The 19,923-nt window shown below is 52.6% G+C and carries 22 protein-coding genes and 1 other RNA gene; 15 read left to right on the forward strand and 8 right to left on the reverse strand.

The window, feature by feature from the left end:
• Positions 1–28 precede the first annotated feature (28 nt).
• From E1N14_RS01485 to E1N14_RS01525, 9 genes are all read left to right on the forward strand, one after another.
• Positions 29–1,108 carry a pilus assembly protein PilM gene (locus tag E1N14_RS01485; protein WP_025011592.1) on the forward strand — a complete coding sequence of 360 codons (1,080 nt, stop codon included), beginning with the start codon at positions 29–31 and terminating at the stop codon, positions 1,106–1,108.
• Entirely contained in the window at positions 1,096–1,683 is a 588-nt protein-coding gene (locus E1N14_RS01490; RefSeq protein ID WP_025011593.1) for a PilN domain-containing protein, read from the forward strand. Before E1N14_RS01485 ends, E1N14_RS01490 begins: the two co-directional genes overlap by 13 nt.
• On the forward strand, positions 1,680–2,300 hold the full coding sequence (locus tag E1N14_RS01495) for a type IV pilus inner membrane component PilO (RefSeq protein ID WP_025889304.1): 621 nt from the start codon (positions 1,680–1,682) through the stop codon (positions 2,298–2,300). The genes E1N14_RS01490 and E1N14_RS01495 overlap by 4 nt, the downstream gene beginning before the upstream one ends.
• Positions 2,297–2,815: a pilus assembly protein PilP gene (locus tag E1N14_RS01500; protein ID WP_025011594.1), complete on the forward strand. Its 519-nt coding sequence runs from the start codon at positions 2,297–2,299 to the stop codon at positions 2,813–2,815. Before E1N14_RS01495 ends, E1N14_RS01500 begins: the two co-directional genes overlap by 4 nt.
• Before the next feature lie 21 nt (positions 2,816–2,836).
• Positions 2,837–4,891, forward strand: coding sequence for a type IV pilus secretin PilQ (locus tag E1N14_RS01505; protein ID WP_025011595.1), 2,055 nt, complete (start codon positions 2,837–2,839; stop codon positions 4,889–4,891).
• A gap of 317 nt (positions 4,892–5,208) precedes the next feature.
• Complete coding sequence (aroK, locus tag E1N14_RS01510) at positions 5,209–5,724, forward strand: shikimate kinase AroK (RefSeq protein ID WP_025011596.1); 516 nt, start codon at positions 5,209–5,211, stop codon at positions 5,722–5,724.
• 8 nt (positions 5,725–5,732) lie between these two features.
• The gene (gene aroB, locus E1N14_RS01515; RefSeq protein ID WP_025011597.1) at positions 5,733–6,809 is read left to right on the forward strand and encodes a 3-dehydroquinate synthase; all 1,077 of its coding nucleotides are present in this window, start codon (positions 5,733–5,735) and stop codon (positions 6,807–6,809) included.
• Between the two features lie 16 nt (positions 6,810–6,825).
• On the forward strand, positions 6,826–8,292 hold the full coding sequence (locus E1N14_RS01520) for an AAA family ATPase (protein ID WP_062793764.1): 1,467 nt from the start codon (positions 6,826–6,828) through the stop codon (positions 8,290–8,292).
• 48 nt (positions 8,293–8,340) lie between these two features.
• A complete protein-coding gene (locus tag E1N14_RS01525) occupies positions 8,341–9,180 on the forward strand; it encodes a Dam family site-specific DNA-(adenine-N6)-methyltransferase (RefSeq protein WP_062793763.1) in 840 nt (279 codons plus the stop codon).
• 21 nt (positions 9,181–9,201) lie between these two features.
• Here E1N14_RS01525 and E1N14_RS01530 read toward each other — a convergent pair whose 3' ends face one another.
• On the reverse strand, positions 9,202–9,390 hold the full coding sequence (locus E1N14_RS01530; protein WP_025011598.1) for a DUF2970 domain-containing protein: 189 nt from the start codon (positions 9,388–9,390) through the stop codon (positions 9,202–9,204).
• Entirely contained in the window at positions 9,391–9,741 is a 351-nt protein-coding gene (locus E1N14_RS01535) for a hypothetical protein (RefSeq protein WP_025011599.1), read from the reverse strand. It abuts the gene before it with no gap.
• A gap of 192 nt (positions 9,742–9,933) precedes the next feature.
• Between E1N14_RS01535 and rpe the strand changes: the two genes are divergently transcribed.
• From rpe to trpS, 3 genes are read left to right on the forward strand one after another with little or no spacing between them, the layout of a single operon-like run.
• On the forward strand, positions 9,934–10,602 hold the full coding sequence (gene rpe / locus E1N14_RS01540) for a ribulose-phosphate 3-epimerase (RefSeq protein WP_025011600.1): 669 nt from the start codon (positions 9,934–9,936) through the stop codon (positions 10,600–10,602).
• Between the two features lie 6 nt (positions 10,603–10,608).
• Positions 10,609–11,292, forward strand: a complete 684-nt coding sequence (locus E1N14_RS01545; protein WP_025011601.1) for a phosphoglycolate phosphatase — start codon at positions 10,609–10,611, stop codon at positions 11,290–11,292.
• Between the two features lie 8 nt (positions 11,293–11,300).
• Complete coding sequence (trpS, locus tag E1N14_RS01550; protein WP_025011602.1) at positions 11,301–12,305, forward strand: tryptophan--tRNA ligase; 1,005 nt, start codon at positions 11,301–11,303, stop codon at positions 12,303–12,305.
• A gap of 57 nt (positions 12,306–12,362) precedes the next feature.
• Here the strand turns inward: trpS and E1N14_RS01555 are convergent, their stop codons facing one another.
• Positions 12,363–13,253, reverse strand: a complete 891-nt coding sequence (locus tag E1N14_RS01555) for a LysR substrate-binding domain-containing protein (protein ID WP_025011603.1) — start codon at positions 13,251–13,253, stop codon at positions 12,363–12,365.
• Positions 13,254–13,375: 122 nt separating this feature from the next.
• Between E1N14_RS01555 and E1N14_RS01560 the strand changes: the two genes are divergently transcribed.
• Complete coding sequence (locus E1N14_RS01560; RefSeq protein WP_025011604.1) at positions 13,376–14,251, forward strand: DMT family transporter; 876 nt, start codon at positions 13,376–13,378, stop codon at positions 14,249–14,251.
• A gap of 31 nt (positions 14,252–14,282) precedes the next feature.
• On the opposite strand, the gene E1N14_RS01565 is transcribed toward E1N14_RS01560, so the two are convergent.
• The 4 genes from E1N14_RS01565 to E1N14_RS01580 form a co-directional block, all read right to left on the reverse strand.
• A complete protein-coding gene (locus E1N14_RS01565) occupies positions 14,283–14,852 on the reverse strand; it encodes a BON domain-containing protein (protein ID WP_025011605.1) in 570 nt (189 codons plus the stop codon).
• A complete protein-coding gene (locus E1N14_RS01570; protein WP_028780981.1) occupies positions 14,849–15,442 on the reverse strand; it encodes a phosphoheptose isomerase in 594 nt (197 codons plus the stop codon). The genes E1N14_RS01565 and E1N14_RS01570 overlap by 4 nt, the downstream gene beginning before the upstream one ends.
• 96 nt (positions 15,443–15,538) lie before the next feature.
• Positions 15,539–15,865, reverse strand: a complete 327-nt coding sequence (locus E1N14_RS01575; RefSeq protein ID WP_025011606.1) for a YraN family protein — start codon at positions 15,863–15,865, stop codon at positions 15,539–15,541.
• A gap of 8 nt (positions 15,866–15,873) precedes the next feature.
• Positions 15,874–17,703 (reverse strand): penicillin-binding protein activator, encoded by a 1,830-nt coding sequence (locus tag E1N14_RS01580; protein WP_025011607.1) that lies wholly within the window; start codon positions 17,701–17,703, stop codon positions 15,874–15,876.
• An 88-nt stretch (positions 17,704–17,791) separates the two neighbouring features.
• Between E1N14_RS01580 and rsmI the strand changes: the two genes are divergently transcribed.
• Together rsmI and rnpB are read left to right on the forward strand one after the other, a co-directional pair.
• Complete coding sequence (gene rsmI, locus E1N14_RS01585; protein ID WP_062793767.1) at positions 17,792–18,634, forward strand: 16S rRNA (cytidine(1402)-2'-O)-methyltransferase; 843 nt, start codon at positions 17,792–17,794, stop codon at positions 18,632–18,634.
• 44 nt (positions 18,635–18,678) lie between these two features.
• Positions 18,679–19,048: RNase P RNA component class A (gene rnpB, locus E1N14_RS01590), an RNA gene on the forward strand.
• 45 nt (positions 19,049–19,093) lie between these two features.
• Here the strand turns inward: rnpB and E1N14_RS01595 are convergent.
• Positions 19,094–19,888, reverse strand: a complete 795-nt coding sequence (locus tag E1N14_RS01595) for a substrate-binding periplasmic protein (protein ID WP_062793762.1) — start codon at positions 19,886–19,888, stop codon at positions 19,094–19,096.
• Positions 19,889–19,923: the final 35 nt, after the last annotated feature.

Consider the following 19,923-nt stretch of genomic DNA (forward strand, 5'->3'; position numbering starts at 1 on the left):
CCTAACAATAACAAAGTGACAAAGGACTATGCTTTCGAATCTATGGAAGCGTCAGGCTCCGCAAATGGTGGGTATTGACATCGGTTCTCACGAGGTCAAAGCGATCCTGCTGGGCAAGACAGGCGATGGTTATAAAATCCAGGCTTATGCCGCTGCTCCTGTAAAAAAAGGAGCCATCAATGATCATGATATTCGCGATCCTGAAGCCGTTATTGAAGCAATGAGACAGCTGAAGAGGCAATTGCCCAAATCAACTAAATTTGCTTCTGTCGCTGTATCCGGATCAGCCGTAATGACTAAAGTCATCTACATGGACGCCTCCTTGAGTGAGGTTGAAATGGAGGCGCAGATTGAGATTGAAGCGGATAACCTCATTCCCTATTCACTTGATGAAGTCAGCATTGATTTTGAAACGCTGAGCGTCAACAAGACAGACCCCAGCAAGGTTGATGTCTTGCTTAGTGCTTGCCGTACCGAAAATATTGATGCCAGAATCGATGCGCTGGACAGTGTCGACCTTGAACCTAAAGTTGTTGATGTAGAAGGCTATGCTCTGGGACGTGCCCATGAATTGATCCTGGGGCAGCTTCCGGATGGCGCAGCAGATCAGGTTGTCGCTTTGGTTGATATCGGTGCCAACATGACCACCTTCGCCGTGGTGGAAAAAGGGGAAACAGCCTTTATCCGCGAGCAAGCATTTGGTGGTGAACTCTTCACTCAATCTATATTGTCTTTTTACGGTATGTCCTATGAGCAGGCGGAAAAGGCCAAGATAGAAGGTGATCTACCTCGCAATTATATGTTTGAGGTGTTATCGCCATTTCAAACGCAATTATTGCAACAGATAAAACGTACGCTGCAAATATATTGCACTTCCAGTGGTAAGGATAAAGTCGATCATTTGGTGCTTTGTGGCGGCACTTCCAAATTAGAAGGCATGGCTAATCTTCTAACCAATGAATTAGGTGTTCACACTATAATTGCCGACCCCTTTCAGGGAAGTTTACATGCGGACGATTCAGTAAAAAATGCCCTGCAACCCCATATCAGTAAATACATGGTGGCTTGCGGCCTGGCACTGAGGAGTTATGCTCAATGGCGAACATAAACTTATTGCCATGGCGTGAAGAAGCCAGGGAAAAACAGAAGCGCGATTATATAGGTATTCTGGCTGCTGTTTTTATTGGCGCCGCGTTATTGGTTTATTTGGCACTGAACTTTATCGACTTGATGACAGAGGATCAGCGTCAGCGAAATACTTATCTCCAGTCAGAAATTAGTTTGCTTGACAAGCAGATAGCTGAAATCACCAAGATAAAACAGCGCAAAAAGGATATTGAGCGTCGCACCGAGATTATTCTTAACTTACAGCAGTCGCGTAATTTGCCAACTCACGTATTGGATGAGCTGGTACGGGTTATTCCGCCAGGTATCTATCTTTCCAGCATAGAAAAGAAAGGCAGCCTTATCTGGATCGAAGGACGCAGTGAGTCCAATAACAATGTCGCCAACATGATGCGAAAAATTAAAGCATCAGAATGGCTTCAGGATCCGAGTATGCAGTCGATAGTCTCTCAACAGGAAGAACTCAGAGAGCTGCAACGCTTCAGTCTCAAAGTCAGTATCAAGGGAGCAAACCGGCTTGAAGGGACGGCACAGATGGCGAAAGGAGCGGGCAAATGAGTTTCGATTTGAGCCAGTTCAATGATCTGGACATGGAGAATATCGGCGGCTGGCCGACTCAGGTCAAGGCCGTATTTGCAGGCTTGCTGGCGATTCTGGTGTTCGTCGGTGGCTATTATCTGTTTGTTTCAGACGCCATAGATATTTACCAGTCTGAACAGGTGAAAGAGCAACAACTGCGTGATGATTTCAAGCAAAAGTATCTGTTGGCCGCTAACCTGAAATTGTATAGGGAGCAATTGGTACAGATGGAGGCACAATTTGCCGAACTGTTGAAGATGCTGCCATCAGAGAATGAAATGCCGGGTTTGCTTGATGACTTGACCTATGTCGCCACAGATGCGGGTCTGAAGATCCAGAGTCTGGATTGGGATGCCGAGATCCAACGGGATTTCTATATTGAGTTTCCGATACGCATGGCTGTGACCGGTGACTATCACCAATTGGGGCACATGGTCGGCGGAGTTGCCAAGCTGCCACGGATCGTCAGCCTGCATGACTTTGTGGTTAAGCGCGATCCATCCGGCACCTTGGCAATGGAAATTCTGGCCAAGACCTACAGATTTAAAGAGGGAACGGAATTACCGCCGGAGAAGGCTAAGGGGAAAGGTAAATGAAACAACTCATCCCCCTGATCGCGGCGGCGTTAATGCTTGGCGGCTGTATCGGTGACAGAACAGATCTTGAAGCCTTTGTCACCAGCACCAAGGCTCAGCATGTTGCCAGGATCCCGCCGTTGAAAGAGCCGCCTCAGTTTGAGCATTTTGATTATCAGGCAGATATGTTGCGTAGTCCCTTTGTGCCGCCTTCCCGGGAACTGACGGAAGAGGTGATAGATACCACCAAGGATTGCCTGCAGCCGGATCTCAAGCGTCGCAAGAGCCGTCTAGAAACCTATGCGCTGGACAACCTCAAGATGCGCGGCACCCTGAGCGAAGACAACGTGGTTTGGGCCTTGGTGGAAACAACCGATGGCAATGTCTATCGGATGGGAGTGGGCGAGTATTTGGGACTCTATCACGGCCGCATCGCCAAAGTATCAGCACAGAATATCGACATCATTGAATTAGTACCGGACGGTTCCGGCTGTTGGACAGAGCGCAACAGCAGCCTGGAATTGACCGGAGAATAACAAGCGAAGGATGAGGGAATAATGGAATCTTCTGCCGCGAATATCACCCCGAAGAATGCAGCCAAATGGATGCAGTTTATCCTGGGCAGCCTGCTCGTCCTGGGGCTCAGTCCCTACGCTGGTGCTGCCAACAAGCTGGTGGATGTAAAGTACCACGCCATTGTGGATCATCAACTGGAGCTGGAGTTGGTGTTTGACAAGCCGATATCTGAGCCGGAAATCAATTTGAGTGCCGATCCAGCCAGTATCCAATTGGACTTCAGCGACAGTATTTCGGCGCTGGAGAAAGCACAGATCCCTATTAATACTGCCGGTGTCGAGCAGCTGTCCAGCATGCAGGACGGCGATAATTTACGACTGGTTCTGGCACTGAAAAAAGTGAAACCTTATCAGGGTAAAGCGGTAGACAACGTTTATCGTTTGACTGTCAATGATGAGGTCATGGATCCCCAGAGCAAGGCCAGCAGTCCTTTCGTCAATAGCATAAAGAATATTGATTTCCGCCGCTTGGGTGACAATGGCGGAGAATTGCTGGTTGAGCTGCGTAATTCATCGGTTGCCGCCAATGTGGAGCAAGTTGGCTCCAGGCTGGAGCTGAAGTTGTATAACACAGATATTCCATCTGACATGCTATATGTCATGGATGTGCAGGACTTTGCCACTCCGGTGAAGAGCTTTGAGACCTTCAAAGAAGATCTGACTACCCGGGTACTAATCGATATCAAAGGTGACTACGAATATAACTACAAGCAAGATGGCAATATGTTCACCTTGGCGATGAACAAGGTCGAGCGTGAAGTTCAACTGGAAGAAGAGAAGAAATACTCAGGTAAGACTCTGTCACTTAACTTCCAGAATATTTCCGTCAGGACCGTGCTGCAGATTATCGCCGATTACAATGATTTCAATCTGGTGACCAGTGATACTGTCGACGGCAGCATCACCCTGAGACTGGACGATGTCCCTTGGGATCAGGCACTGGATCTTATCCTGCAAACCAAGGGGCTGGATAAGCGAATCGAGGGTAATATCCTGATGGTGGCGCCGGCGGAAGAGCTGGCCATACGTGAGGAAAATCAGCTCAAGAACAAGAAAAAGGTTTCAGAAGAGTTGGCACCGCTTTACTCAGAGTATCTGCAGGTGAATTACGCCAAGGCCAATGATATTGCCAACCTGCTGAAGGGAGAAGGCTCCAGCCTGTTATCCAAGCGTGGCACTGTTGCCGTGGATGAAAGAACCAATACTCTGTTGGTTAAAGACACGGCCGATATCCTGGAAAATGTGCATAAGCTGATTGAAGTATTGGACGTACCTATTCGTCAGGTGCTGATTGAAAGCCGAATGGTCACGGTCAAAGATGATGTTTCGGAAGACCTGGGTATCCGTTGGGGAATTACAGATCAGCAGGGCAATAAGGGCACATCGGGTAGCCTGGAAGGTGCTCAGGACATAGCCAACGGCACCATTCCATCAATTGGCGATCGTCTCAATGTGAATCTGCCGGCAGCACCAAGCAATGCTACCAGCATAGCTTTCCATGTGGCCAAATTGGCTGACGGTACCGTCTTGGACCTGGAATTGAGTGCGCTGGAGCAGGAAAACAAGGGTGAAATCATTGCAAGTCCGAGGATTACCACTTCGAATCAGAAAGCCGCTTATATTGAGCAGGGTGTCGAGATCCCTTACGTGGAATCGGCTTCCAGTGGGGCGGCAACTGTACAGTTCAAGAAAGCGGTACTGTCGCTGCGGGTAACACCTCAGATCACCCCGGACAACCGCGTGATACTGGATCTGGAAATTACTCAGGACTCGCAGGGTAAGGTAGTACAAACTCCGTTGGGAGAGGCTGTCTCCATCGATACCCAGCGCATAGGTACTCAAGTGCTGGTGGATAATGGTGAAACCATAGTCTTGGGTGGTATCTATCAACAGAACCTGATCAGCCGGGTCAGCAAGGTTCCTGTATTGGGGGATATCCCCTTGGTCGGCTTCCTGTTCCGCAATACTTCGGACAAGAATGAGCGCCAGGAGTTACTGATCTTCGTAACGCCCAAGATAGTGACCGAAGAAATCTAGGGAAGGTGTGAATGGGTCATCGTGGCGTTCTCTTTTGTAGAGCGTGGCTTGCACAGCAATTGGCATTGAAGGCATGCCGGGGTCAGCCTAAGTTTTTTCCAAACCTGTAAAACCTCAATCAAAGCCAGTGCCAGTCGCTGGCTTTGATGTTTGGGCCCGGGGAAATTTGGCTTTAATAGTCGGCATTACTTGCCTTGAATGTCCTTAAGCTGAGATAATCCCCGGTCAAGTCTCATTAGAGCAAGGTAACAAATCCCGTCGATTTGATAGTAAGTCGACATTCGGCAAACTTTTCATAAGATTCAGACGTACAAGAAATGGCTGAAAAACGTAATATTTTTCTGGTAGGCCCTATGGGCGCAGGCAAAAGCACCATAGGTCGTCATCTGGCACAAATGCTGCATTTGGAATTCCACGATTCAGATCAAGAGATTGAAAATCGCACTGGCGCTGACATTGCCTGGGTATTTGACGTTGAAGGCGAAGAAGGTTTCCGTCGCCGCGAGGCTCAGGTGATTTCCGATCTGACCGAGAAACAAGGCATAGTTCTGGCCACAGGTGGTGGCTCAGTTCAAAGCAAAGATATCCGCAACTTCCTCTCTGCCCGCGGTATCGTGGTGTATCTGGAAACCACTATCGACAAGCAAGTGGCCCGTACCCAGCGCGACAAGCGTCGCCCCTTGCTGCAGGTAGATAATCCTCGTGAAGTGTTGGAAGCACTGGCAGACGTGCGTAATCCTCTCTATGAGGAAATCGCCGATGTTATCGTCAAGACAGACGAGCAAAGCGCCAAAGTTGTGGCCAATCAAATCATTGAACAATTAGGCTTCTAGGACGCAAGATGCAACAGATCCGGGTTGATTTAGGTGAACGCAGTTATCCTATCTTCATTGGCCAGGGTCTGTTGGCCCAGAGCGATTGCCTGACGGCGAGTGTCTCGGGTAAAAAAGTCCTCATTGTCTCCAATGACACAGTAGCTCCCCTGTATCTGCAGTCTTTGCAGCGCCTTCTGCTGCCTGCGGCTCAGGTTTTTGCTCATATTCTGCCCGATGGTGAGCAGTACAAGACACTGGCACAACTCGAAAGCGTATTTACGGCTCTGCTTGAGCACAACTGCGGTCGTGACGTGGTGCTGGTGGCTCTCGGTGGCGGTGTCATTGGTGACATGGTCGGCTTCGCTGCGGCCTGTTATCAGCGGGGCGTGGACTTTATCCAGATCCCCACTACGCTCCTGTCTCAGGTCGATTCCTCTGTGGGCGGCAAAACAGCGGTCAATCATCCGCTGGGCAAGAACATGATAGGCGCTTTTTATCAGCCACAACTTGTGCTGATAGATACCCTGTGCCTGAAGACTCTGCCGGCGCGTGAATTTGCCGCCGGCATGGCTGAGGTGATCAAATACGGCATCATTTGGGATGCTGACTTTTTCCTGTGGCTCGAAAACAATGTTGAGTCACTCAAATCGCAGCAGCCAGAGGCACTGGCTTATGCCATACGTCGCTGCTGTGAGATAAAAGCCGAAGTGGTTGCCGAAGATGAGACAGAGCAGGGGGTTCGCGCTCTGTTGAATCTGGGGCATACCTTCGGACATGCTATCGAAGCCGAAATGGGCTATGGCAATTGGCTTCACGGTGAAGCGGTTGCCGCTGGCACGGTCCTTGCTGCACAAACTGCAAAAGCCATGGAACTGATTGACGAGTCAATTCTCCGTCGCATCACTGAGCTGCTACAGGTATTCGACTTACCGGTAACTGCACCAGAGTCCATGGATTTTGAAAGCTTTATCAAACACATGCGGCGTGACAAAAAAGTTTTGGCTGGGCAAATTCGCCTGGTTTTGCCCACAGACATGGGTCAGGCCGGTATTTTTGCTCAAGTGCCGGAATCCCTACTCGAACAGGTGATCTGCCGCACTTGATCCTTGATGGGTAACAATGGTGGCAACCGAAGAACTTCTCCTGCCCTCGCAAGAGGCACTGTTACAAAGACTGCAGCATCTGGCCTGTTATGGTCAGCAGCTGGTTTTGTTGCAGGGGCAGGCTGGAGCAGGTAAGACACGACTGTTGACCGCCTTGGCCAATGTGCTCGATGAGCATAATCTGGCGTTGGTCAGTTGCCCTCAACATGCCGATGCTGCTGAAATAAGGCGCAAGTTGCTGATCCAGTTGCTGCCCGATCCCCTGTTTGACGACGAGCAGCCTCTGGCCGATACCCTGCTGCGCTATCTGGGTGAGATGCGCAAGCCTATCCACATTCTGATCGACGATGCCGACAATATGCCCTTGGCGCTTTGGGCCGAGTGTTTATTGCTGACTCAGCTGCAGGCCAGAGGTGAGCCTATCACGTTGACCTGTTCTGTCTCTCCGGAGTTTGCCGAGCAGCTACAGCTTCAACTGCCCAAAGCACAGAAACAACAGGTGTTGCCGGTTAAGCTTGAGCCGCTTTCTCTCGTCGAGCGTGAGGGCCTGTATCAGACACTGTTGACCCGCAGCGCAGTGCACACTTTCACGCCACGGGCCATAGTGGTCAAGCAGTTGGAGAGGCAACAAGGCACACCGGCCGAGGTATTGTCATTGCTGGAGCTGGCATTGAATGGTGAGCCTCCGAGGCCAAGGGTATTCCCTTGGAAGACCATACTGATATCGAGCCTTGCCGTGCTTATCTCTCTGGCGCTGCTCTCTTGGTATCTGCTGCGCTCGACCGAGCCTCTGCCTGAATTGCCCAAGTCAGCGCTGGTGCTGGAGCATAGTACAAGTCCCTTAAGCCAATTTGCCGAGCGTTGGCTCGATATTGACCGGGATCAGGAGGCGCTCTCAACTACGCCCGTTTACGTTCGCCTGGAACAAGTACAAAGCCAGGCAACAGAGCCGCAGGTGGTCTTGGAGCAAATAAACGATCATCATGTAGAGACTCAAGTGGTTACAGCGCGATCCCCAGAGTCAGAATCTGAGCTACTGAGTGACGCCAAGGCAATACTGGATGTGCAAACCGCTCCTGTTACTACGCCGGTTACCCAAAAGCCGCAGGTCAAAGAGGCCGCTAAGGCTTCTCAAGATACCAAGTCGCAAGAAGCTCAGGATAAATCTGAGCTAGAACAAGAGCCCAGTGCCGGAGTGCTACCGACACAGGGTTATACTTTGCAGTTGGTGAGTCTGAAACGTGAATCGTCACTGACGGCGTTTATGGCCAAGCTGAAAAAAGTGGAAAATGTCAGGGTAGCCAAGCACAAGGATTGGTGGGTGGTATTGGTAGGGGAATATGCCAGTAAGCAAGAGGCCATAGAAGCCGGTAAAGTGTTGCAGCAGACTTTGGGCCTGTCTCAACCCTTGGTCAAGTCATGGCAATCACTGCAGCACTATCGCTTACAAGCTGGCCTAAGTAACAGTGAAATTTCATCTTAAACGGAGTACAATCCTCACTTTCGTTTTTCCGGGCACCGATCAATTTTAATGAAGAAAAAACAAAGAGCCTTTCTTAAGTGGGCCGGTGGTAAATTTAAACTGGTTGATGCCCTGACTCAGCACTTGCCCAAGGGTGAGCGCTTGGTTGAGCCCTTTGTCGGTGCCGGTTCTGTGTTTCTCAACACAGATTATCCGAGCTATCTGTTGTGCGATATCAATCGCGATCTGATCGATCTTTACTCCATCATTCAGACTCGTCCGGAAGCATACATAGGGGCGGCTGCGGAACTGTTTGTACCGCGGATGAACGACAAAGAGCAATACTATCTGGTCAGAGAAAAATTCAATCGCAGTCGTGACCCCTTCGAGCGGGCAGTCTATTTTCTTTATCTCAACCGCCACGGCTTTAATGGTCTGTGTCGTTATAACCGTAAAGGCTTATTCAATGTGCCCTTTGGTTCCTACAAGAAGCCGTATTTCCCTGAGAAAGAGATCCGCGGTTTTGCTGCCAAGGCACAAAATGCCGAGTTTCGCTGCATTGGCTACGAGCAGGCGTTTGCCCTGGCTAAAAGCGGTGACGTGATTTATTGCGATCCGCCATACGCACCTTTATCGACCACCGCCAGTTTTACCACTTATGTCGGTGCCGGCTTCTCTTTGGATGACCAGGCACTGCTGGCCAGGCATTCCCGTCATACCGCCATTGAGCGTGGCATTCCTGTGCTTATCAGTAACCATGATATTCCGTTGACCCGCGAGCTCTATCACGGCTCGAGAATGGAAGCGATACAGGTTCAACGTAACATCAGCCAGAAAGGCAGCACCAGAACCAAGGTGAATGAGTTGATGGCTCTGTACGACGAAACCTATCACAACGAGAACGACTGAAAGTCATCTTTGCCAAAGTAATCAGGCGAGTACTCTATTTACCAGCAGCAACAGACCTAGTACCAGTAGTGCGGCTAGCAACACGCCCGTGATGATATAAGGGAGAGGTGAGGAATTGGCGCTGAAGTCCCTGACGCGATTGGACTCACTCTGCACGCCGAAGAAGGCTGCCAGCGTACTGTAAAGGTAACGCCAGTAGCGGCCAAGCATCTAGAAACCGTTATTGGAATTCGCCGGAGCCATATCATCAACCGGTTTACGTTGATGGCCGTGCAGCAACTCCAACAAGTCAACAAAATGGAATTGACCCGAACGACTCTTGCCGCTGAGCCAACTCTTCCAGCTCAGATCATCTTCCTGAGTCGCACAGCGATTATTGGGATGGCTGGAAGGCAGGTTGGGATTGTAATCATTTTCCTGGCTGCAGCTACAGGCTAGATTATTGCTGGAAGAACCCAGGCTTTGGAAACCAACGGCAGTTGCTCCCACCACGCCAGCGGCGACAGCGAGTATGACTGCTGACTTGATGCTGTGTGTGAAAACCTGCGGTTTCTGGTTCATCCTGTTCCAATCCCAAATGTGACATCGGTCAATTATAACAAAGCCGTTGATAAATTGAACAGCTTTTTACCAAGTAACAACTTTATTCCAACTTATGACGCTTTTCAACGGCAGAAATGGGCGCCAGGCTATAGAGCCCGAGCGCCTTGGCGGGTAAAATAGGCGACTTCTTAAACATCCTGTGAGAATGCTATGCGCCCATATCTTATTGCTCCTTCCATTCTGTCTGCCGATTTTGCCCGCCTGGGTGATGATGTTAAAGCCGTATTGGATGCGGGGGCCGACGTGGTTCACTTCGATGTGATGGACAACCATTATGTACCTAACCTGACCATAGGCCCCATGGTCTGCAAGGCGTTGCGTGACTATGGTATTACCGCCGATATCGATGTGCACCTGATGGTGAAGCCGGTCGATCGCATAGTGCCTGACTTTGCCAAGGCGGGGGCTTCTATCATCACTTTCCATCCAGAGGCCAGCGAGCATGTGGATCGTACAGTGCAACTCATCCGCGACAATGGCTGTAAGGCGGGTTTGGTTTTCAACCCTGCCACGCCACTGCACTACCTGGACTATGTGATGGATAAGCTGGATGTGATTTTGCTGATGTCGGTCAACCCAGGGTTTGGTGGTCAGTCATTTATTCCATCGACACTGGACAAACTGGCCGAAGTGCGTCGCCGCATCGATGAGAGTGGCCGCGATATCCGCTTGGAAGTCGACGGTGGGGTTAAGGTGGACAATATTGCCGAAATAGCCGCCGCCGGTGCCGATATGTTTGTAGCCGGTTCTGCCATCTTTAGCCAACCGGACTATAAAGCGGTTATCGACCAGATGCGCAGTGAACTGGCAGGAGTGTAAGTTATGATCGCAAGCAGTATCAGTGCGATCGCCTTTGATTTGGATGGCACTCTGGTGGACAGTGTGCCGGACTTGGCCGCTGCGACCCAGGCAACCTTGGCCGATATGGGACTGCGTGGTTGCAGCGAAGACCAGGTTCGCAGCTGGGTAGGCAACGGCACAGAGATGTTGATGCGCCGGGCGCTGACCTCGAGCCTGGGCGATGAGCCGGATGCCTCTGTCATGGCCGATGCTATGCCGGTATTTATGAGGCATTATGAGGCCTGCCTCGAGCGTTACAGCAAGCTCTATCCCGGGGTTGAGTCCGTGCTTGGCACCCTGCAGCGACGAGGTTTCAAGCTGGCAGTGGTCACCAATAAGCCTTATCGCTTTACTGTGCCTCTATTGCAGGCCTTTGGTATTGAGTCGTTTTTCAGTGAAATTCTCGGCGGCGATTCACTCACCAAGATGAAGCCGGATCCCTTGCCGCTGACCCACCTGCTGGATAAATGGCAGTTGCAGCCTCAGCAGATGTTGATGGTGGGCGATTCCCGCAACGACGTTCTGGCGGCGAAAGCCGCAGGTATTGCCTCAATCGGCTTGACCTATGGCTACAACTACGGTGAAGATATTGGGCTTTGCGGCCCAGATGCCGTATGCGATCATTTTGAGCAAATTTTGGCGCATTTGTCGCCACAGCAATCGGAGTAATGAAATTCATGAGCAGTCCCAAACCCATAGTATTGAGCGGTGCCCAGCCCTCAGGCGAGTTGACCATAGGTAACTACATGGGTGCCCTGCGTCAGTGGGTAGCCATGCAGGACAGCCATGATTGCCTCTATTGCGTGGTGGATCTGCATGCCATCACAGTGCGCCAGGATCCCAATGCCTTGCGTGAAGCTTGCCTGGATACTCTGGCGCTATACCTTGCCTGTGGTGTCGATCCCAAGAAGAGCACGGTGTTCATTCAGTCCCAGGTGCCGCAGCACACTCAACTGGGGTGGGTTTTGAACTGTTATACCCAGATGGGCGAGCTGAGCCGCATGACTCAGTTCAAGGACAAGTCGCAAAAACACGCCAACAATATCAACGTGGGTCTGTTCGGTTATCCTGTACTGATGGCGGCCGATATCCTGCTGTACCAGGCCAATGAGATCCCTGTCGGTCAGGATCAGAAGCAGCATCTGGAATTGACCCGGGATATCGCCACCCGCTTCAACAACGCCTATGGTGACACCTTCACAGTGCCCGAGCCTTTTATCCCTGAGCTGGGTGCCAAGGTGATGTCGCTGCAGGATCCCACCAAGAAGATGTCCAAGTCCGATGACAACCGCAACAATGTCATCGGCCTGCTGGAAGATCCCAAGGCGGTGATGAAGAAGCTGAAAAAGGCGATGACTGACAGCGATGAGCCGCCTGTGGTGCGTTTCGACATAGACAACAAGCCTGGGGTGTCCAATCTGCTGAGCCTGATGTCCGGGGTGACAGGCCAGAGCATAGCCGAACTGGAAGCCGAGTTTGAAGGCAAGATGTATGGCCATTTGAAAGTGGCCGCCGGTGAAGCCGTGGTCGGAATGCTGGAGCCGTTGCAACAACGCTTCCGTGAGTTCCGCGAAGACAGAGCCTTCCTGGAGTCTGTGATGAAGCAGGGCGCGGAAAAGGCCCAGGCCCGCGCCGAAGTCACAGTGAAGAAAGTTTATGAGAAGATAGGCTTGCTGGTGTAAATCAGCCAATCTTGAGAGCCGACCTACAAGGTCGGCTTTTTTGTGGCTGCGTTCGAGTTACTGCGGTTGTGGCTGGCTTGCCATCAACATCAGCCAATCGGCAAAGGCCGCTATCGCCGGTTCTTTGAGGCGCCGCTCCTTACAGCAAAAAGTGAACTCAAACCCTGTATGCACATCCGGCAGTTCGGCCTCAATCAAACGGCCACTGGCAATATCATCCTCTACCATAAAGTCTGATGCCAGTGCTATGCCTTGACCGGCAATAGCGGCCTCTATGGCCATCAACACATGGCTGAAAATATGCTGCCTGTGATTGGCTGTCAGAGTCACACCGTTGGCCTCGGCCCAACGGTTCCAGTCCAGCCCCAAAGGGCCTTCATCCACAGTCAACAGCGGATACTGCTGCAGACTCTGAATCGTTATCTGTCCGGCTCTGGGGGGCAATTGCGGGCTGCAAACCGGAATAAGCCGCTCCTTATGCAGCACCGCCTGCCAGTATCCCCGTCGTTTGAGGCCACCACTGATAAAGAGATCGGCCACGCTGTCGCTGAGCTCGGGATCTTGAGTCACCATCTCCAACCTGATCTGCACCTCGGGGTGACGGCGGCGAAAGTCGCTGAGTCTGGGGATCAACCATTTAACTGCAAAAGAGCTGTAAACCGCCAGTTTCAGCTCGCGATTGGGTTCACCGAACAAACGGCCAAGGTCAGCCAGCTCGTTGAATATTCGCTCCAGTTCCCCGTAGAGGATCTCTCCCTTGGGTGACAGTTTGAGACTGCGCCCCTGACGTTGGAACAGGGGCTCACCAAAGTGTTCCTCCAGTAATCTGACCTGGTGGGACACGGCACTCTGGGTGATGCACAGCTCTTCGGCGGCGCGGGAAAAGTGGCTCTGGCGCGCAGCTGCCTCGAATACCTGCAGCGCTCTCAAGGGGGGAAGTTTTCGCATCGGCTATTCTTTCCGGAAATTTAGTATGAATTTAATTCATTTATACGCAAAAAACATCATTTCAGTTTGGTTTTTAACCCGGATATGATGCCGCCGATTGAGAGTCGTTCAGGATAACCAAGATGCAGAGAACCGTTGCTATCGGTTTGATTTTATTGACCGTAGGAAATCTCTTCAGCGCTTTTTATGACGTATCGGTCAAGTGGTTACCGGATGATGCCAATGCGGCGACTTTCCTGCTAGTGCGCCAGGTGACAGCGGTACTTATGTTGCTTCCCCTGTGGCTCAAGGCCGGTCGCCCGGGGACTTCTCACTTTAAGATCCACCTTTGGCGTGCCAACACAGGAGCTGTTGGTGCGCTCTTTTTGATTATTGGTTTGATGGCGCTGCCCTTGGCGACTGTCAGTTCACTGTTCTATTCGGCGCCCTTGATGATCATGGTGCTGGGTGCCGTATTCCTGAAAGAACAGATCACGCCGTTGCAGTGGGGGATTGCGGCGCTGGGATTTGCCGGTATCTTGTTGATCCTCAGGCCCAGCGAGTTGGAGTTGGCCGGCATTGCCGTGCTGGTTTCGGCCTTTACCTTCTCCTTGAACCAGATGAGCCTGCGCAAGCTGCCCAGTACCGAGGCCGCCAGTCTGACTTTGCTCTGTTACAACCTGCTGAGTTTGCCGCTGATCCTGCTGGTGGCGCTGTCGCAACAACTGGCCGGGCTGAGCTGGCAACTGCTCGGAGTGGCGCTGTTATCCAATGCCTTCCTGCTGGCATATAACTGGTTCTGTGTCCTGGCCTATCGCAGGGCCAAGGCCAGTGAAATTGCCGTAGCCGAATACAGCGGGCTTATCTTTATTGTCTTCCTCGGTTGGCTGCTGTTCGACGAGTGGCTGGATACTTTGAGCTGGGTAGGGGCTGCCCTGGTGGTGCTGCCGACTTTGTGCCTGCCCGCCATCGCCAAGTTGATGAAAGCCCGCGAGCTGAAAGCACAAGAGCCGGTGTGACCGGCTCTCGTTCGACTCGATATAAAGGGCGTTAAGGGGTGACGTAGTCGAACACCTTAATAACCTTACGTACTCCAGCGGTATTCCGGGCAATTTCTACTGCCAGGTCGGCTTGTTCACGCTCGACCAGGCCCAGCAGAAAGACTTCACCATTCTCTGTGATCACCTTGATCTTGGTGACATCCAGATTCTTGTCGTTGAGCATCCGACCCTTGACCTTGGTGGTGATCCAGGTGTCGTTGCTGCGGGTAGTGAAGGACGTTGGGTTGCCGATACGGATCTGATTGTGGATCTTGCCACCCAGTTGCAGCTCTTTGACCAGCCGAATCGCCTTGTCCCTGAGCATGGAGTTGGGCGCCTGACCTATCATCAACACATTGCCGTTCATGCTGACCCCGGTGATATTGGTCTGATTCTTCAGATCATCTTCCGCTCCCAGTACACTGGAGATACGAAAATCGGCATTGGTGTCATCCAACTGGGTCTTGAGCGAACGCTCATCGTTAACCACCATGGCGCCGCCAACTGCACCCACCATTACGGCTCCGGCACAGCCGGTCAAACTGGTAAGCAGTAGACACAGGGGCAGCAGACGTCTCATTGATGTTCGTCCTGCGGGAACAGGGTGCGGTCAATGTTGTCGCACAGGCAATGGATAACCAGCAGGTGCACTTCCTGAATGCGGGCCGTGACATTGGAGGGGACGCGGATCTCCACATCATTGGTGCTCAGCAATCCGGCCATGGCGCCGCCGTCTTTACCCGTGAGCGCTACTATGGTCATATCCCGGCTCAGCGCGGCTTCCATCGCTTTAATGACGTTGCCTGAATTACCGCTGGTGGAAATGGCCAGCAGTATGTCACCGGGTTGACCCAGTGCCAGTATCTGCTTGGAAAACACTTCGTCGTAGCTGTAGTCGTTGGCGATGGCCGTCAGGGTAGAAGTGTCTGTGGTCAGAGCTATGGCCGGCAGAGGTGGGCGTTCCACTTCATAGCGGTTCAACAGCTCGGCTGAAAAGTGCTGGGCATCACCGGCGCTGCCGCCGTTACCACAGGCAAGGATCTTATTGCCACCCAACAGACATTGCACCATCATTTCTGCGGCCTTGGCGATAGACTCTGGCAGCGCCTCTGCGGCGTCAATCTTGGTCTGAATCGACTCGGTGAAGCTGTCTTTGATACGTTCTAACATGGGTAAGTCCTTCACTATCAAGTGTTGCTATCATGCCATAGGCCGGGGGCTTTTTTCAGGCATTAAAGTGTAAATTTGTTTCGGGTTAAGCGCTTACTAAAAAGCATCCTGTAGCCATTGCACCTTGCCGGCATCAATGGCCAGTAGATCGAAGCGACAGGGGGCATTGATCCTGTGTTGCTGCAGATACTGGCTGGCGGCCTTGCGAAGCCGGGTTATCTGGGCCTGGCTCAATGACTGCAAAGCGCCTCCGAATCGGCTTGGTGAGCGGTATTTTACCTCAATAAACACCCATTGGCTGCCCTGTTTCATTACCAAGTCCAGTTCGCCGAAACTGTAGCGCACATTCTGTTCGACAAAGGTCAGGCCCTGTTGTTCCAGATAGCGGCGAGCCAGACGCTCGCCTTCCTGTCCCAGATCCATAAGCCGGCTTACAGTGGCCGCAAAACGCCGCGCTGGTATTTGGCCCAGCTGAGCTGACGATCGATCACGCCATCCGGGCTCACCGTCAGCTGGCCGCTGCGGCCACTGTACTGGTATCCGGGGAAGGCATGCATCTGAGCCAGACGATTGACCAGCTGCAGGGCATCATAGCCCATTACATACAGGCGTTTTTGGGCATTGCCCCAGGTGGGCCACAACTTGTTGACCGCTTCGGTTTCTTCACTGGCCTGCAGCAACCAGGGGATATCACTGATGGTGATATTGTTCAGTTCAATCGCGGTTTGCTTGGCGTTGTCTTCCTGACGGGCGCGGCTACTGGTATACAGCGGCACTTGCTCGGCAAAGACACTAAAGTTGACATCGATAAAGGGTTTCAGCAGCGGTAAGTCCTGAATCCCCGAGATCATATAGATGGCATCGATATCGGTACGGGAGCGGAAGTCGGCCTTCACCTTACTGCCCAGCAGTGCCTTAATGGCTTGGATCCTCGCCTTGCTGTCAGTCACGCCAAGGGCTTCTTCCACGGTTTCGCGCATCTTGTCACCGTTATCATAGAAGTGAACCTCGGCATCACTGTCGGTCAGCTCCATCCAGGTCTGCTTAAAGCTCTGGGCCATACGTTGGCCTACGGCATCATTGCTGGCCAGCAGCAGTGGCACCTGTATGCCATCCTGATACATGCGTCTGGCGGCATCGCTGGCTTCCTGAGTGGGAGACAGGGCGAAGTAGTACTTATTCTGTTGCGGTTGCAGCTTATCTATTTGATTGAGAAACAGTTGCGGCGGGGTATCAGTCTTTGCCGCTTGCTGGGCCGCCATCACCTGTTCCACTTCGTTTTGCAGCAGCGGGCCGATCACAAATTCGGCGCCGCTCTGCAGCGCTTGCTGATAGGCCTTGTCAGCACCTTGGGCCGTGTCGAAGAAGTTGAGGCTGACATTGCTGTCCGGGTCGCTCAGATAACTGGCCAGTATGCCCTGACGCACAGTGTTGGCGACTCCGGCCCTTGGGCCCGAAAGTGGCAGCAGCACGGCGATATTGCTGGGTCTGTATGGCTTGGCACTGAGCGCCAGCTGCAGATCCGAAGGCAACTGTACCGCCGCAGGATGATAAGGATTACGTTTCTGCCAATCACTCAACTGGCGGATCAGACTGGAGGGATCCACCGCGTAGTGTTTGGCCAGGTAAGCCAGCTGCAGCCAGCCGGTAAATACGGCATCGCTCTCTTGAGCCGCAAAGCTCTGCAGGGTTTCTTCCTGCAGTGGCTTGAGCAATTGCCAAATTTCATCGTTAACCTCGCCGGTCGCCTTCACCGGCAGATATTGACTGAGCTTACTCAACTCACGCACTTGCTCCACGGGTTGCTGGTTGGCAGCAAATAGTCGGGCACGGGCCTGGTGATAACTGGCCCATTGCCAATCAGCCAGTTGCCAATTACCGGGGTAATTCAGGGTGCTCAGGGCCTCGGCGTTTTTGCCGGTCAGTTCTTGCAGGCGGGCGCTGAGAAAACGGTGCTCGGCCTGGATTTCATCCACCGGGCTCAGCCCGGCCTGCATTGAACGCAGAATATCTGCAGCGGCATCTGTATCACCTTGCTTGAGGTAAGCATTGGCGGCCAACAGCAGGTAACGCTCGCGGTTTTCCTTGCTGGGCGCCTTGGCGGCAAATGCCAAATACTCGGCCGGGGCTTGCGGGGCACTGACCAGAGAAACGACGGCCAGCTGATCTTTGTCTGTCGATGGCGTGCTGCCACAGCCCCACAGGCTGGCAAGCAAAATCGCAGCAGAAATGTATTTAACTCTATTCAGGCTTTTTAACACAGGGCTTCACTCTGGTAAGATGCTGGCTCTAGTTTAACCTTCTATTGTGCCTGACGAAAGTCTGGGCACTTTCATCTCCGAGGTAGTTATGGACCTGTCGGTCGCGCTGTATATAGTTCCCACTCCCATAGGCAACCTGGGGGACTTGAGCCCCAGGGCTCTGGAAGTACTGAATCGGGTGGCTTTGATCGCCTGTGAGGACACACGCCACAGCAGTAAATTGCTGAGTCACTTCGGCATAGACACCCGCACCACAGCGCTGCATGACCACAATGAACGTGCCCGTGCGCAGTGGATTGTCGAACGCCTTGGCGAAGGTGAAGCCATAGCGCTGATCAGCGATGCCGGTACGCCGCTGATTTCCGATCCCGGCTATCACCTGGTATCCCATGTGCGCGCCGCCGGTTATCCGGTGATCCCGCTGCCCGGCCCCTGCGCCGCCATTGCCGCGCTGTCGGCATCTGGCTTGCCCTCGGATCGTTTCTCGTTTGAAGGCTTTTTGCCGGCCAAAGACAAAGGGCGCCAGGATAAACTGCTGGCGCTTAGGGAAGACCCGCGCACCCTGATTTTCTATGAGTCTCCCCACAGAATTCTGCCCAGCCTCAAGTCGCTGGTGGAGGTCCTAGGGCCGGATAGGCAGATGGTGATGGCGCGGGAACTGACCAAGACCTTTGAAACCTTCCTCTGCGGCACCACGGCCGAAGTGCTGGCGCAGGTAGAAGCCGATGCCAACCAGCAGCGCGGTGAAATCGTGCTTATGCTGCACGGTTTTGTCAGTGAAGAAGCAGACGAAACGCCCGCCGCGGCGTTGGATACCCTCAAACTACTCTGTGATGAATTACCGCTGAAGAAGGCGGCCGCCATTGCGGCACAGATCCATGGGTTGAAGAAAAATGCTCTTTATAAAAAAGGGCTGGAGCTGGGCTGGTAAGGAAATGCCTTGGTGTGAAGCCCGCTATGGGCTATAATCCGCGCCGAGTTGGCCGGGCAGTCGCTGCGTTCGCAAGAACGGGGAGGAAAGTCCGGGCTCCATAGAGCAGGGTGCCAGATAACGTCTGGGCGGCGTGAGCCGACGACCAGTGCAACAGAGAGTAGACCGCCTGCCTTCGGGCCGGTAAGGGTGAAAGGGTGCGGTAAGAGCGCACCGCGCGGCTGGTAACAGTTCGCGGCACGGTAAACTCCACCCGGAGCAAGATCAAATAGGGTTCCACTATTCTTCGGAATTAATGCGTGGCTCGCGTTGGAACCGGGTAGATTGCTTGAGCCTGTGAGCGATTGCAGGCCTAGAGGAATGACTGCCGCTCCTTCGGGAGAACAGGACCCGGCTTATAGGCCAACTCACCAAATAGAACTAGGCCGCCCGTGTTATCACGGGCGGCCTTTTGCTTTTCTACTCGAGTGGAATGTTCATGGCTTGGGCTTGCTCAGGCTGCCATTGGGCCGGTTCAACCTGCCAGCGCTGCAGTAGCTGGTGCCAGGCTTCTCCCTGCTGCAATTCCAACAACAGCCGATTGAAGCGGGCTATGGTTTGTCGGTCATTATGACGGATATCGAATGCCAGACAGTAGTAAGTCTTGGGTTGGCTGGGTAGATAGTCCAAGCCTTCAATCCCCTGTTTCCCTGCGTACCAGCGACCGACATCCCGGTTGACAAAATAGGCATCAAAACGCTTTCTGGCGAGCATTTTCAGTGGCAATTCATCGCTTTGTGGAAAGGTAACCACCTGCATGGGGGGAACTTGTTGCCGGAGCAGTTCCTGATTCAATTTTTGCAGGGCATTGTGGGTATTGGATGGTGAGAACACTGCCACACGCTGATCCGATAGCTGCTGCATCTGCTTCAAACTCAGTGCCTTGAGGCTGAAGAAACCATATTCAGACTGCAACAAGGGGACCGAGAAATAGTATTGTGAGGTGCGATAATCTGCCCAGGCCAGCCCCATGGCACCGGTTTCTCCCGAGTTCATCTGCTGCCTGGCGCGGCGATTAGGCCACAGCTTGAGTTGGCAGCCTTCCTCCCAGCGCTGGCAGGCCAGACGAGTCATCTCTACCATGATGCCCTTGAGTTCTCCTTCTTCCTGAAAGCTGTATGGCGCAAAATCAAAAAAGGCTATTTTCAACGTGTTTGCCTGTGCCGATATCAGGCACGACAGGCCGAGCAGCACAGAGGAAAGGAGTTTTTTCATGTCAGGTCCAGGTTGCTGTGACCCTTCAAGTTTAG

This window comes from Shewanella algae (assembly GCF_009183365.2).
GTDB lineage: Bacteria > Pseudomonadota > Gammaproteobacteria > Enterobacterales > Shewanellaceae > Shewanella > Shewanella algae.